General features: G+C 56.9%; 13 protein-coding genes. All 13 read left to right on the plus strand.

What is annotated here, in order from left to right:
* Positions 1–12 precede the first annotated feature (12 nt).
* Positions 13–1,125 (plus strand): histidinol-phosphate transaminase, encoded by a 1,113-nt coding sequence (gene hisC, locus PMI30_RS26230; protein WP_008005957.1) that lies wholly within the window; start codon positions 13–15, stop codon positions 1,123–1,125.
* Positions 1,126–1,153: 28 nt separating this feature from the next.
* The gene (locus PMI30_RS26225; RefSeq protein ID WP_008005959.1) at positions 1,154–3,361 is read left to right on the plus strand and encodes a bifunctional prephenate dehydrogenase/3-phosphoshikimate 1-carboxyvinyltransferase; all 2,208 of its coding nucleotides are present in this window, start codon (positions 1,154–1,156) and stop codon (positions 3,359–3,361) included.
* Complete coding sequence (cmk, locus tag PMI30_RS26220) at positions 3,358–4,047, plus strand: (d)CMP kinase (RefSeq protein WP_007899742.1); 690 nt, start codon at positions 3,358–3,360, stop codon at positions 4,045–4,047. The genes PMI30_RS26225 and cmk overlap by 4 nt, the downstream gene beginning before the upstream one ends.
* Before the next feature lie 120 nt (positions 4,048–4,167).
* Complete coding sequence (rpsA, locus tag PMI30_RS26215; protein ID WP_008005961.1) at positions 4,168–5,859, plus strand: 30S ribosomal protein S1; 1,692 nt, start codon at positions 4,168–4,170, stop codon at positions 5,857–5,859.
* A 226-nt stretch (positions 5,860–6,085) separates the two neighbouring features.
* Positions 6,086–6,364 (plus strand): hypothetical protein, encoded by a 279-nt coding sequence (locus PMI30_RS26210; RefSeq protein WP_007899746.1) that lies wholly within the window; start codon positions 6,086–6,088, stop codon positions 6,362–6,364.
* A 150-nt stretch (positions 6,365–6,514) separates the two neighbouring features.
* Positions 6,515–6,811, plus strand: a complete 297-nt coding sequence (gene ihfB / locus PMI30_RS26205; protein ID WP_007899751.1) for an integration host factor subunit beta — start codon at positions 6,515–6,517, stop codon at positions 6,809–6,811.
* 27 nt (positions 6,812–6,838) lie between these two features.
* Positions 6,839–7,078: a LapA family protein gene (locus PMI30_RS26200; RefSeq protein WP_008005963.1), complete on the plus strand. Its 240-nt coding sequence runs from the start codon at positions 6,839–6,841 to the stop codon at positions 7,076–7,078.
* Between the two features lie 226 nt (positions 7,079–7,304).
* Positions 7,305–8,381 (plus strand): dTDP-glucose 4,6-dehydratase, encoded by a 1,077-nt coding sequence (gene rfbB, locus PMI30_RS26195; RefSeq protein ID WP_008005966.1) that lies wholly within the window; start codon positions 7,305–7,307, stop codon positions 8,379–8,381.
* Positions 8,378–9,271, plus strand: a complete 894-nt coding sequence (rfbD, locus tag PMI30_RS26190; RefSeq protein WP_008005968.1) for a dTDP-4-dehydrorhamnose reductase — start codon at positions 8,378–8,380, stop codon at positions 9,269–9,271. The genes rfbB and rfbD overlap by 4 nt, the downstream gene beginning before the upstream one ends.
* Positions 9,268–10,158 carry a glucose-1-phosphate thymidylyltransferase RfbA gene (gene rfbA / locus PMI30_RS26185; RefSeq protein WP_008005970.1) on the plus strand — a complete coding sequence of 297 codons (891 nt, stop codon included), beginning with the start codon at positions 9,268–9,270 and terminating at the stop codon, positions 10,156–10,158. The genes rfbD and rfbA overlap by 4 nt, the downstream gene beginning before the upstream one ends.
* Before the next feature lie 56 nt (positions 10,159–10,214).
* Positions 10,215–11,138 carry a glycosyltransferase gene (locus PMI30_RS26180; RefSeq protein WP_008005971.1) on the plus strand — a complete coding sequence of 308 codons (924 nt, stop codon included), beginning with the start codon at positions 10,215–10,217 and terminating at the stop codon, positions 11,136–11,138.
* Positions 11,135–12,097 carry a UDP-glucose 4-epimerase family protein gene (locus tag PMI30_RS26175; protein ID WP_008005972.1) on the plus strand — a complete coding sequence of 321 codons (963 nt, stop codon included), beginning with the start codon at positions 11,135–11,137 and terminating at the stop codon, positions 12,095–12,097. The genes PMI30_RS26180 and PMI30_RS26175 overlap by 4 nt, the downstream gene beginning before the upstream one ends.
* Positions 12,094–13,119, plus strand: a complete 1,026-nt coding sequence (locus PMI30_RS26170; protein WP_008005973.1) for an MraY family glycosyltransferase — start codon at positions 12,094–12,096, stop codon at positions 13,117–13,119. The genes PMI30_RS26175 and PMI30_RS26170 overlap by 4 nt, the downstream gene beginning before the upstream one ends.
* The last annotated feature ends 19 nt before the right edge of the window (positions 13,120–13,138 follow it).

Raw genomic sequence — 13,138 nt, forward strand, 5'->3', positions numbered from 1 at the left:
GGGCGGTAGCAAATGAGTGGCAACTTCCTCGCTCTGGCACAGCCGGGCGTGCAACAACTTTCGCCTTACGTTCCGGGCAAGCCCGTGGACGAACTGGCCCGTGAGCTGAACCTCGATCCGGCCAATATCGTCAAACTGGCGAGCAACGAGAACCCGTTGGGCGCCAGTCCCAAGGCGCTGGCGGCGATTCGCGAAGCGCTGACCGAGCTGACCCGCTATCCGGACGGCAACGGTTTTGCACTCAAGACCCTGCTGGCCGATCAGTGCCGCGTCGAGCTGAACCAGGTAACGCTGGGCAACGGCTCCAACGACATTCTGGAGTTGGTGGCACGTGCCTATCTGGCGCCAGGCCTGAACGCGGTATTCAGCGCGCATGCGTTCGCGGTCTATCCGATCGTGACCCAGGCCGTCGGCGCCCAGGCAAAAGTGATCCCGGCCAAAGACTGGGGTCATGATCTGTCGGCCATGCTCGCCGCGATCGATGCCGATACCCGCGTGGTGTTCATCGCCAACCCGAACAACCCGACCGGGACCTGGTTCGACGCCCAAACGCTGGATGATTTCCTGCAGGACGTACCGGCCCATGTGCTGGTGGTGCTGGACGAGGCCTACATCGAGTACGCCGAAGGCAGCGACTTGCCCGATGGCCTGGACTATCTGGCGGCCTACCCGAACCTGCTGGTCTCGCGCACCTTCTCCAAGGCCTATGGCCTGGCGTCGCTGCGGGTCGGCTACGGCTTGTCCTCGGCTATCGTCGCCGATGTGCTGAATCGCGTGCGTCAGCCGTTCAACGTCAACAGCCTCGCACTGGCCGCCGCTTGTGCGGCGTTGCAAGACTTCGAGTACCTGGCTGAAAGCCGTCGCCTGAATGAATCCGGCATGCAGCAGCTGCAAGCGGGTTTCCGTGAGCTGGGTCTGAGCTGGATTCCATCTAAAGGCAACTTCATCTGTGTCGATCTGGGGCGCGTTGCGGCTCCAGTGTTCGAGGGGTTGCTGCGCGAAGGCGTGATCGTGCGTCCGGTGGCCAACTACGGCATGCCGAACCACCTGCGTATCACCATCGGTTTGCCGGCTGAAAACAGCCGCTTCCTCGAGGCGCTGACCAAGGTTATGGCTCGTGGTTGATGTCACTGCACTGCAATCTGCTCAACCTATGATCGGTCGCCTGGTGGTGGTCGGCCTGGGGTTGATCGGTGGTTCGTTTGCCAAAGGCTTGCGTGAAAGTGGCCTGTGCCGCGAAGTGGTGGGGGTCGATCTCGACCCGCAGTCGCGCAAGCTGGCGGTCGAGTTGGGCGTGGTGGATCGCTGTGAAGAAGAGCTGGCGGCGGCTTGCCAGGGCGCTGACGTGATTCAGTTGGCGGTGCCGATCCTGGCCATGGAGAAGTTGCTCGCGCTGTTGGCGGGCATGGATCTGGGGCAAGCGATTCTGACCGACGTTGGCAGTGCCAAGGGCAATGTGGTGCGCGCGGCGACCGAGGCGTTTGGCGGCATGCCAACGCGTTTCGTGCCGGGGCATCCGATTGCCGGTTCCGAGCAGAGCGGGGTGGAAGCCTCCAATGCCGAGCTGTTCCGTCGCCATAAAGTGATTCTGACGCCGCTGGATCAGACCGACCCGGCCGCGTTGGCAGTGGTCGACCGGTTGTGGCGTGAATTGGGCGCCGACGTCGAGCACATGCAGGTCGAGCGTCACGACGAAGTGTTGGCGGCGACCAGCCATTTGCCGCACTTGCTGGCGTTCGGTTTGGTCGATTCGTTGGCCAAACGCAATGAAAATCTTGAGATCTTCCGTTACGCTGCGGGCGGTTTCCGCGATTTCACAAGAATCGCCGGTAGCGACCCGGTCATGTGGCACGACATCTTCCTCGCCAACCGCGAAGCTGTCCTGCGCACACTCGATACATTTCGCAGCGACCTCGACGCCTTGCGCGACGCGGTCGATGCAGGGGATGGGCACCAATTGTTGGGCGTGTTCACTCGCGCCCGGGTTGCCCGCGAGCATTTCAGTAAAATCCTGGCCCGCCGGGCCTATGTGGACGCTATGAATTCCAACGATCTGATTTTCCTGGCACAACCTGGTGGCCGCCTGACTGGGCGGATTCGTGTACCGGGCGACAAATCGATTTCCCACCGCTCGATCATGCTCGGTTCCCTGGCCGAAGGCGTCACCGAAGTGGAAGGTTTCCTCGAGGGCGAAGACGCTCTGGCAACCTTGCAGGCTTTCCGCGACATGGGTGTCGTCATCGAAGGTCCGCACCACGGTCGTGTGACCATCCACGGCGTCGGCCTGCACGGCCTGAAGCCTGCGCCGGGCCCGATCTATCTGGGCAACTCCGGCACCTCGATGCGTCTGCTGTCTGGCCTTTTGGCTGCGCAGAACTTCGATAGCACCCTGACCGGCGACGCTTCTCTGTCCAAGCGTCCGATGAATCGCGTGGCCAATCCGCTGCGCGAAATGGGCGCCGTGATCGAGACCGCTGCTGAAGGTCGTCCACCGATGACCATTCGTGGCGGCAACAAGCTCAAGGGCCTGACTTACACCATGCCAATGGCCAGCGCCCAGGTTAAATCCTGCCTGTTGCTGGCGGGTCTGTATGCCGAAGGCAAGACCACCGTCACCGAGCCGGCACCGACTCGCGACCACACCGAGCGCATGCTGCGCGGCTTCGGCTACCCGGTGACCGTCAACGGCGCGACTGCCTCGGTCGAGTCCGGCCACAAGTTGACCGCGACCCACATTGAAGTGCCGGGCGATATCTCGTCGTCGGCGTTCTTCCTGGTGGCGGCGTCGATTGCCGAAGGTTCGGAGCTGGTACTTGAGCACGTCGGCATCAACCCGACCCGTACCGGCGTGATCGACATCCTGCGCCTGATGGGTGCGGACATCACCCTGGAAAACCAGCGTGAAGTCGGCGGTGAGCCGGTAGCGGATCTGCGCGTACGGGCAGCTAAACTCAAAGGTATCGAGATCCCTGAGGCGCTGGTTCCACTGGCTATCGACGAGTTCCCGGTGCTGTTCGTGGCCGCCGCGTGTGCCGAAGGGCGCACCGTGCTGCGCGGCGCCGAAGAGCTGCGCGTGAAGGAGTCGGACCGGATCCAGGTGATGGCGGACGGCCTGCTGGCGTTGGGCGTCAAGTGCGAGCCAACCCCGGACGGCCTCATCATCGACGGCGGCCAGATCGGCGGCGGCGAAGTGCACGGTCACGGCGATCACCGGATTGCCATGGCTTTCAGCGTGGCTTCGCTGCGCGCAAGTGCACCGATTCGCATCCATGATTGCGCCAACGTCGCGACCTCGTTCCCGAACTTCCTCGCGCTGTGCGCGCAGGTCGGTATCCGTGTTGCACAAGAGGCTCAGTCGTGAAAAACATCGCACCGGTCATCACCATTGATGGGCCAAGCGGCTCTGGCAAGGGCACGGTCGCCGGGATGCTGGCCAAGCGCCTGGGCTGGAACCTGCTGGATTCCGGTGCGCTGTATCGATTGCTGGCTTTCGCTGCGCATAACCATGGCGTCGACCTGACGAACGAGGAATTGCTCAAAAAGCTTGCCGCTCATCTGGATGTGCAATTCATCGCGGCGACCGACGGTCAGCTGCAGCGCATTATTCTGGAAGGCGACGAAGTCAGTGATGTCATTCGTACTGAAAGTATCGGCTCGGGTGCCTCGCAAGTCGCTGCGTTGCCCGCCGTGCGCGACGCGCTGCTTCAGCGCCAGCGGGCCTTTCAGGAATCACCGGGTCTGGTGGCCGATGGCCGCGACATGGGCACGGTGGTATTTCCCGACGCACCGTTGAAGATTTTCCTGACCGCCAGTGCCGAGGAGCGTGCGCGCCGTCGATACTTGCAGTTGAAGGGCAAAGTCGATGGTGTTAGTCTGTCGAGTCTGCTAGATGAGATACGTGCGCGCGATGAGCGTGACACCCAGCGAGCGGTAGCCCCGCTCAAACCGGCGGCTGACGCCATCCAGCTGGATTCCACGGAATTATCCATCGATCAGGTGCTGGAACGCATCATGAGCGAGATCGCCATTCGCGATATCGCCGGGTGACCAAGAGGGCCGCAGGGGACCAGTCATAGTCCTGCGGTGGCTTCTTTTAAATGAAACTAACCCATACCGTCTGGGGTGTGGAGATGGGCGTATTCTTCGCCCTCATCAACAGGAATTAAAATGAGCGAAAGCTTTGCGGAACTCTTTGAAGAAAGCCTAAAAACCCTGAACCTTCAGGCAGGCTCCATCATCACCGGTGTTATCGTTGATATCGATTACCAAGCTCGCTGGGTAACCGTTCACGCTGGCCTGAAGTCTGAAGCACTCATCCCGCTTGAGCAGTTCTACAACGATGCTGGCGAACTGACTATCAACGTCGGTGACGAAGTTCACGTTGCTCTGGACTCGGTTGAAGACGGCTTTGGTGAAACCAAGCTGTCCCGTGAAAAAGCCAAGCGCGCTGAATGCTGGATTGTTCTGGAAGCAGCCTTCGCAGCCGAAGAAGTGGTCAAGGGCGTTATCAACGGTAAGGTTAAAGGCGGCTTCACTGTCGACGTTAACGGCATCCGTGCGTTCCTGCCAGGTTCTCTGGTTGACGTCCGTCCAGTGCGCGACACCACGCACCTGGAAGGCAAAGAGCTGGAATTCAAGGTCATCAAACTCGACCAGAAACGCAACAACGTTGTCGTTTCCCGTCGCAGCGTCCTCGAAGCCGAGAACTCCGCCGAGCGTGAAGCTCTGCTGGAATCCCTGCAGGAAGGCCAGCAAGTCAAAGGTATCGTCAAGAACCTCACCGATTACGGCGCATTCGTCGATCTGGGTGGCGTCGATGGCCTGCTGCACATTACCGACATGGCTTGGAAGCGTATCAAGCATCCTTCCGAAATCGTCAACGTTGGCGACGAGATCGATGTCAAGGTTCTGAAGTACGATCGCGAACGCAATCGTGTTTCCCTGGGCCTCAAGCAGCTGGGCGAAGATCCATGGGTTGCTATCAAAGCCCGTTACCCAGAAAGCACTCGCGTTACCGCTCGTGTAACCAACCTGACCGACTACGGCTGCTTCGCTGAGCTGGAAGAAGGCGTTGAAGGCCTGGTACACGTTTCCGAAATGGACTGGACCAACAAGAACATCCACCCTTCGAAAGTCGTACAAGTCGGCGACGAAGTGGAAGTTATGGTTCTGGACATCGACGAAGAGCGTCGTCGTATCTCCCTCGGCATCAAGCAGTGCAAATCTAACCCATGGGAAGATTTCTCTGGCCAGTTCAACAAGGGCGATAAAATCTCCGGCACCATCAAGTCGATCACCGATTTCGGTATCTTCATTGGTCTGGACGGCGGCATCGACGGTCTGGTTCACCTGTCCGACATCTCCTGGAACGAAGTGGGCGAAGAAGCCGTTCGCCGCTTCAAGAAGGGCGACGAGCTGGACACCGTTATCCTGTCGGTTGACCCAGAGCGCGAGCGCATCTCCCTGGGTATCAAGCAACTGGAAAGCGATCCGTTCTCCGAGTACGTTCAAGAGAACGACAAAGGCGCCATCGTTAAAGGCATCGTGAAGGAAGTTGACGCTAAAGGCGCCATCATCACTCTGGCCGACGATATCGAAGCGACTCTGAAAGCCTCTGAAATCAGCCGTGACCGCGTTGAAGACGCGCGCAACGTTCTGAAAGAAGGCGAAGAAGTAGAAGCCAAGATCATCAGCGTTGACCGCAAGAGCCGCGTAATCCAGCTCTCGATCAAGTCGAAAGACGTTGAAGACGAGAAAGAAGCCATCCAAAGCTTGAAAGACAAGCCTTCGGATAGCATCGCTGCTGGTCCTACCACTCTGGGCGACCTGTTGCGTGCACAAATGGAAAAACAGAACTGAGTTCTGTCAGACCATAGAAAAAGGGCGACTTCGGTCGCCCTTTTTTGTGTCTGCGATTTGGTGAGTCCCAAGGGGGCTGACACCACCGCCCGCCGCCTTATTTCTTTCGTGAAACCAATGATCTACATAAGCTGTCTGTAATTTCATACAGGTCAGTCGTCTATTCAAGGCTAGGCTTGGTATGAAGTGAACGCAGTCGGGCAGTGGCCTGGTATTAAGGAAGTGAATGAACAAGCTCATTGTCGTGATAGCAGTACTGACATTGGCGGGCTGTACCACCAGCGCTAAAACTCATGCGGTACGCGGAGTCAGTGGTATAGAGATCGATTGTTCAGGATTGGGCTCCGGATGGGAGAAGTGTCACAAGAGAGCCGCCAAGGAGTGCAAGGGTGCAGGTTATAAAGTTGTCGTAAGGTCCGATGACGCGAAGGAGGAAGATGAGTTTCCTTTTGGCTTCAATCCCGCGGGTTATCTGACGCGCACCATGCTGGTTATCTGTAGATGAATGTTGGGTTTGAGCAATGTTCCGATGTTCTGAAATCGGGCACCTCATTACAAGGAAAGATATGTCAAAACTCGGGCTGTTCAAATTTCTCCGGGCATGCTAAAACCTTTGAAGCGCTTTTCCTAGCTGCTTGAAAAAGAAGGGAAAAATATGACGAAGTCGGAGTTGATCGAACGAATTGTCACCCATCAAGGGCTGCTTTCATCCAAGGATGTGGAGCTGGCCATCAAGACCATGCTTGAGCAAATGTCCCAATGTCTGGCCACCGGTGATCGAATCGAGATCCGTGGGTTTGGCAGCTTCTCCTTGCACTATCGCGCACCGCGCGTAGGCCGTAATCCGAAAACCGGTCAGTCCGTCAGCCTCGACGGCAAGTTCGTTCCGCATTTCAAGCCAGGCAAAGAACTGCGCGATCGCGTGAACGAGGAAGAGGAGGAGGGACTTTGACAGTTGCTGCACTAAAAGGAACCGCTGATGCGTAACCTCAAGCGCGTACTTCTTGCTGTATTTGTTCTATTGCTCGTTCTCGCGATCCTGGCGTTTGTACTTGAGAACCAGCAAGGCGTGTCATTGCTGTTCCTGGGCTGGGCGGGCCCGCAATTGCCAGTATCGCTGATCATGGTGATTGCGTTGTTGGCCGGTATGGTGATCGGGCCGATTCTCGGCTGGTTTCTGGGACGTACGTCCAGAGCCTCGCGCAAGCGTCTTGTCTGATTGTAACAAACCCGTTGTACGCGTCGGATTCGCGTCACAGCCTGTCCATATCCATTAGTAAAACCTTCATTAAGCTGTAAAATGCTGCGCTTGATCGATAGGGTATTCCCGCATCGTTCAGACTGACTCTGTCAGAAGCCTCGGCGGACTTGATGGCTTTTGCAATTCATGGATTAGACAGTGCGCGGTTGGCGGCCCTGTCAGTAACTTAAGGGTATGGTTTCGCGTGAAAATTCTAGTAACCGGCGGCGCCGGATTTATCGGCTCGGCAGTCATTCGTCATATCATCTCCAATACTAACGACGCTGTCGTAAACGTCGATAAACTGACTTATGCCGGTAACCTTGAGTCGCTGGCTGAAGTCAGCCAGAACTCGCGTTACGTGTTCGAACGCGTCGACATCTGCGACCGTGATCAAGTGGACCGTGTCCTGCGTGAACACCAACCGGATGCCATCATGCACCTGGCCGCAGAGTCCCACGTTGACCGCTCGATCTCCGGTCCGTCTGAATTCATCCAGACCAACATCATCGGTACTTACACCTTGCTGGAAGCTGCACGCCACTATTGGGCGGCACTGGATGATGCGCGTAAAGCCAACTTCCGCTTCCACCATATTTCCACCGACGAAGTCTACGGAGACCTCGAAGGTCCGGAAGACCTCTTCACCGAAACCACGCCGTACCAGCCAAGCTCGCCGTACTCGGCCAGCAAGGCCAGTTCCGATCACCTGGTTCGCGCCTGGGCTCGTACTTACGGTCTGCCGACGCTGGTCACCAACTGCTCGAACAACTACGGCCCTTGCCACTTCCCTGAGAAGTTGATCCCGCTGATCATTCTCAACGCACTGGAAGGCAAGCCGCTGCCGGTCTACGGCAAAGGCAACCAGGTTCGTGACTGGCTCTACGTCGAAGACCACGCCCGCGCACTGTACAAAGTCGTGACCGAAGGCGTGATTGGCGAGACCTACAACATCGGCGGCCATAACGAGAAGCAAAACATCGAAGTGGTGCATACCCTTTGCGCACTGCTCGACGAACTGCGTCCAGATTCCGCGCATCGTCCACATGCCAGCCTGATCACCTACGTTCAGGATCGCCCGGGCCACGACCAGCGCTACGCGATCGATGCGAGCAAAATCCAGCGCCAGCTGGGTTGGACACCGGAAGAAACTTTTGAAACCGGCATCCGCAAGACCGTCGAGTGGTACCTCAACAACACTGAATGGGTGGCTCACGTGAAGAGCGGCAGCTACCAGCAATGGATTGACCAGAACTACACGGATCGTTCGGACAAAGCATGAAAATTCTTCTGTTGGGAAAAAACGGTCAGGTAGGCTGGGAGCTGCAACGCTCCCTTGCACCGCTTGGCGAGTTGATCGCCCTGGACCGTCACCCGGTCGATGGCTTGAGCGGAGACCTGTCCGACCTCGATGCACTGCGTGCGACGATTCGTCAGGTCAAGCCTGATGTCATCGTCAATGCAGCGGCCTACACCGCCGTCGATAAAGCCGAATCCGAGACGGAGCTGGCCGACCGCGTGAACGGTCAGGCGAGTCAGGTCATGGCTGAAGAGGCTGCATCTCTGGATGCCTGGCTGATTCACTACTCGACTGACTACGTGTTCAGCGGGGAAGGTCTGGCGCCATGGCAAGAGACAGATGCCGTGGCCCCGGTGAATCACTATGGCGCCAGCAAACTGGCCGGCGAGCAAGCGATCATTGCCTCGGGCTGCAAGTACCTGATCTTCCGCACCAGCTGGGTCTACGGCGCTCGCGGCAATAACTTCGCCAAGACCATGCTGCGCCTGGCCAAGGACCGCGACACCCTAAGTGTCATCGCCGACCAGATCGGCGCCCCGACCGGCGCAGATTTGATCGCAGACGTAACAGCGCTCGCCATTCAGCAAGTCCAGCAGCGCCCTGAGCTGGCGGGCCTGTATCATCTGGCGGCCAGTGGCGAAGTGTCCTGGCACGGCTATGCCAGCCATGTAATCGGTTTTGCCAAGGCCAGCGGTGAAGAGCTCGCCGTCGCGGCGATCAATCCGATAGACACAACCGCCTACCCAACACCGGCGCGCCGGCCCCTGAATTCCCGGTTGAACACTCAGAAGCTGCGCGACAACTTTTCTCTGCACTTGCCGGATTGGCAAAGTGGTGTCACCCGAATGCTTATGGAAGTCCTGAATAAATGACCACGACAAATCGTAAAGGCATCATCCTCGCTGGCGGCTCGGGCACTCGACTGCACCCGTTGACCCTCGGCGTGTCCAAGCAGATGCTGCCGATCTACGACAAGCCGATGATCTTCTATCCGTTGTCGGTGCTGATGCTCGCCGGTATGCGCGAAATCCTGATTATCTCCACCCCTGAAGACCTGCCATCTTTTCAGAAATTGCTGGGTGACGGCAGCCTGTACGGTATCAAGCTGACCTATGCCGAACAGCCTAGCCCGGACGGTCTGGCGCAAGCCTTCATCATCGGCGAAGAGTTCATCGGTAAAGACCCTTGCTGCCTGATCCTGGGCGACAACATCTTCTACGGTCAACACTTTTCGGAAAACCTGCGTTCCGCCACCACTCAAGAGGTTGGTGCGACCGTATTCGGCTATCACGTGTCGGATCCGGAGCGTTTTGGTGTGGTCGAGTTCGACGCTGCCGGCCGTGCCTTGAGCATCGAAGAAAAGCCGCTGAAGCCGAAATCCAGCTACGCGGTGACTGGCCTGTACTTCTACGACAACCAGGTCGTTGAGATCGCCAAGAACATCAAGCCATCCCCACGTGGCGAGCTGGAAATCACTGACGTTAACCGTGCATACCTCGAGCAGAAGACCCTCAACGTTGAAATGCTCGGCCGTGGCTTCGCCTGGCTGGATACCGGGACCCATGATTCGCTGCTGGAAGCCAGCCACTTCGTGCACACCATCGAGCAGCGCCAAGGCCTGAAAGTGGCGTGCCTGGAAGAGATCGCCTACCACAATGGCTGGATTACTGCCGAGCAGTTGGGTACTCAGGCTGATGCTCTGAAGAAGACTGGCTATGGTCAGTACCTGCAGAAACTGCTGGACTCGCCTTCTCACTGATTCGAATGTTCAAACCTTTCGAACAGTAGCGTTTAACCGGTCCAGGCAGGAATGGTATGCCAGTAAAACATCCCAAGGTTGCGGTTTTGCTGGCTGCCTATAATGGCATGCAGTGGATCGAGGAGCAGTTGGCCTCGATCCTCGGCCAGTCAGCTGTCGACGTGACCGTTTATATCAGTATCGACCCCTCCAGCGACGGTACCGAGGCCTGGTGTGCAGCCTATGCCGTTGAGCACCCCGAAGTTTTGGTCTTGCCGACCGCCGGTAGTTTTGGCGGTGCCTCCCGTAATTTTTTCCGCCTCATCCGCGATGTCGACTTCGAAGGCTACGACTTTGTCGCTTTTGCCGACCAGGATGATGTCTGGCATTCGAATAAACTCCAGCGTGCGACCCAAGCTATTCAGGCGCGTCGCGTAGATGCCTACTCTAGTAATGTCACGGCCTTCTGGTCAGATGGCAGCACTCATATGTTGGACAAGGCGCAGCCTCAGGTCGCATGGGATTTCCTGTTCGAAGCGGCTGGTCCTGGCTGCACCTACGTGATGAGCAGAAGTCTCGTGGACTCGCTAAAGGCTTCGATGCTCGCCAATTGGCAGCAACTACAAGGTGTCAGCCTGCATGACTGGTATTGCTACGCCTTCGCCCGGAGCCATGGTTACCGCTGGTACATCGACCCTGAGCCGTCCATGGACTATCGCCAGCATGAGCGTAACCAGGTAGGCGCCAATAAGGGCTTGAGTCCGCTGATTGCCCGCTACAAAACCATTCATGACGGTTGGTGGTTCAATCAGGTCCAGTTGATAGCGCTGTTGGTAGGGCAGGATGACGACCCTTTCGTGCAAACATGGCTGAAACTACACCGCATTCAACTCATGAAGCTTTCTTTCAGCGCCTGGCGTTGCCGACGGCGAGTGCGGGATAAAGTGTTTTTCTTTTGTATTTGCTGGGCAACCGCATTGATAGGGAAAAAAGCCAAATGATTGGCCCGAAAGTATTGGTCACGGGCGCAAGCGGGTTTGTTGGAGAGGCGTTGGTTTTCAGGCTGTTAGTGGACAAGAAGTTCAGCCCGATAGCGGCGGCACGAGGTGCCACGCGGTTGCACGGATTGTGCCCAGTGGTGCCCTTCGATCTCACCCATGCCAAGATCTTGCCTGCACTCGACGATGTCCAGATAGTCGTTCATGCCGCTGCCCGAGTGCATGTCATGAATGAAACCGCAGTGGATGCATTGGCCGAGTTTCGTAAGGTCAATGTGGAAGGAACGCTCAAGCTGGCTCAGTGCGCTGCGGCATCGGGAGTAAAGCGCTTTATTTTCATCAGTTCGATCAAGGTGAACGGCGAAAGCACTCACCCAGGTCAGCCATTTAAAGCTGACGATCATCCGAATCCGCAAGATCCTTACGGTGTGTCCAAGTATGAAGCCGAAGAGGCTCTGAAGCGACTAGGCCACGACACCGGCATGGAAGTGGTGATCATCCGTCCACCACTGGTCTACGGACCTGGAGTGAAGGCTAATTTTCTGAGTATGTTGAGCTGGCTCAATAAGGGGGGGCCTTTGCCCTTTGGCTCGATTCGGAATCAACGTAGCCTGGTGGCCATCGAAAACCTGGTGAGCCTGATAGTGACTTGCATCGATCATCCCTCCGCGGCCAATCAGACCTTTCTGGCCAGCGATGGCGAAGACCTGTCCACAACTCAACTGCTGCGTCGTCTATCCAAGGCACTAGGCAAACCTGCCCGACTCTTGCCTCTACCTGAGTGGCTATTGAAACTGGCAGCCTCGACACTGGGCAAGCAAGCCGTTGCTCAACGCATATGCGGCTCGCTACAAGTCGATATCAGCAAAAATCGCGAATTATTAGGGTGGACGCCACCCATCAACATGGACAAAGCCATGCGTCAAACCGCTGGCCATTATCTGGAAAAGCAAACGAAATGACGGTTTGGTGGCTGTTACTTGCGGTACTCGCTGTTTCCTGGGTATTGACACTCGTCTTGCGTCGTTACGCCTTGGCGAAGAGTTTGATGGACATACCTAACGAGCGCAGCTCTCATTCGGTCCCGACGCCGCGTGGGGGAGGGGTGGCCATAGTTGTCGCCTTTCTACTGGCGCTTCCTGTCTTCACTGGCCTTGGTCTGCTGAGCACGGCGGCCTTGTATGGCTTGTTTGGTTCGGGATTGCTCGTTGCGATTATCGGGTTCGCTGATGACCATGGGCATATCGCTGCCAGATGGCGGTTGCTAGGGCATTTCATCGCTGCAGCTTGGGCGCTGTTTTGGTTGAACGGGCTTCCGCCCATTGAGTTGTTCGGCATCACCATTGATTTGGGGTGGTTCGGTAATATTCTGGCGTTGGTCTATCTGGTCTGGATGCTCAACCTCTATAACTTTATGGACGGCATTGATGGTTTGGCCAGTGCTGAGGCGATCAGTGTTTGCCTGGGGATGTGTCTGGTTTACTGGTTTAGCGGGAATCTTGAGCTGATCTGGGCTCCGTTGATTCTGGCGGCGGCGGTGTCGGGGTTTCTGTGGTGGAATTTTCCACCGGCTCGGATTTTTATGGGGGATGCGGGGAGTGGGTTTCTTGGTATCGTCCTTGCGTTCTTATCTGTTCAGGCCGTATGGGCGGCGCCTCAATTGCTTTGGAGTTGGTTGATCCTGCTTGGGGTGTTCATTGTTGATGCGACGTGGACATTGATTCGACGTCTGCTGCGCGGAGAAAAAGTGTATGAGGCACATCGCAGTCATGCCTATCAGTATGCATCGAGATGTTATGGGAGTCATCAGGCCGTAACTTTGAGTGTAGTGACAATCAATATTTTATGGCTGACCCCTATTTCTATTACTGTGGGATTGAGGTCATTAGATGGAGTTAGCGGGGTTCTGTTAGGAGTTGTTCCGCTTATATGGCTGGCGTATAAATTCAACGCAGGGGAGGCGGAGGCTGGAAAAAGAAGTTAGAAGCTGTAATGAAGGTGCT

It is taken from the genome of Pseudomonas sp. GM50 (assembly GCF_000282375.1).
Taxonomy (GTDB): domain Bacteria; phylum Pseudomonadota; class Gammaproteobacteria; order Pseudomonadales; family Pseudomonadaceae; genus Aquipseudomonas.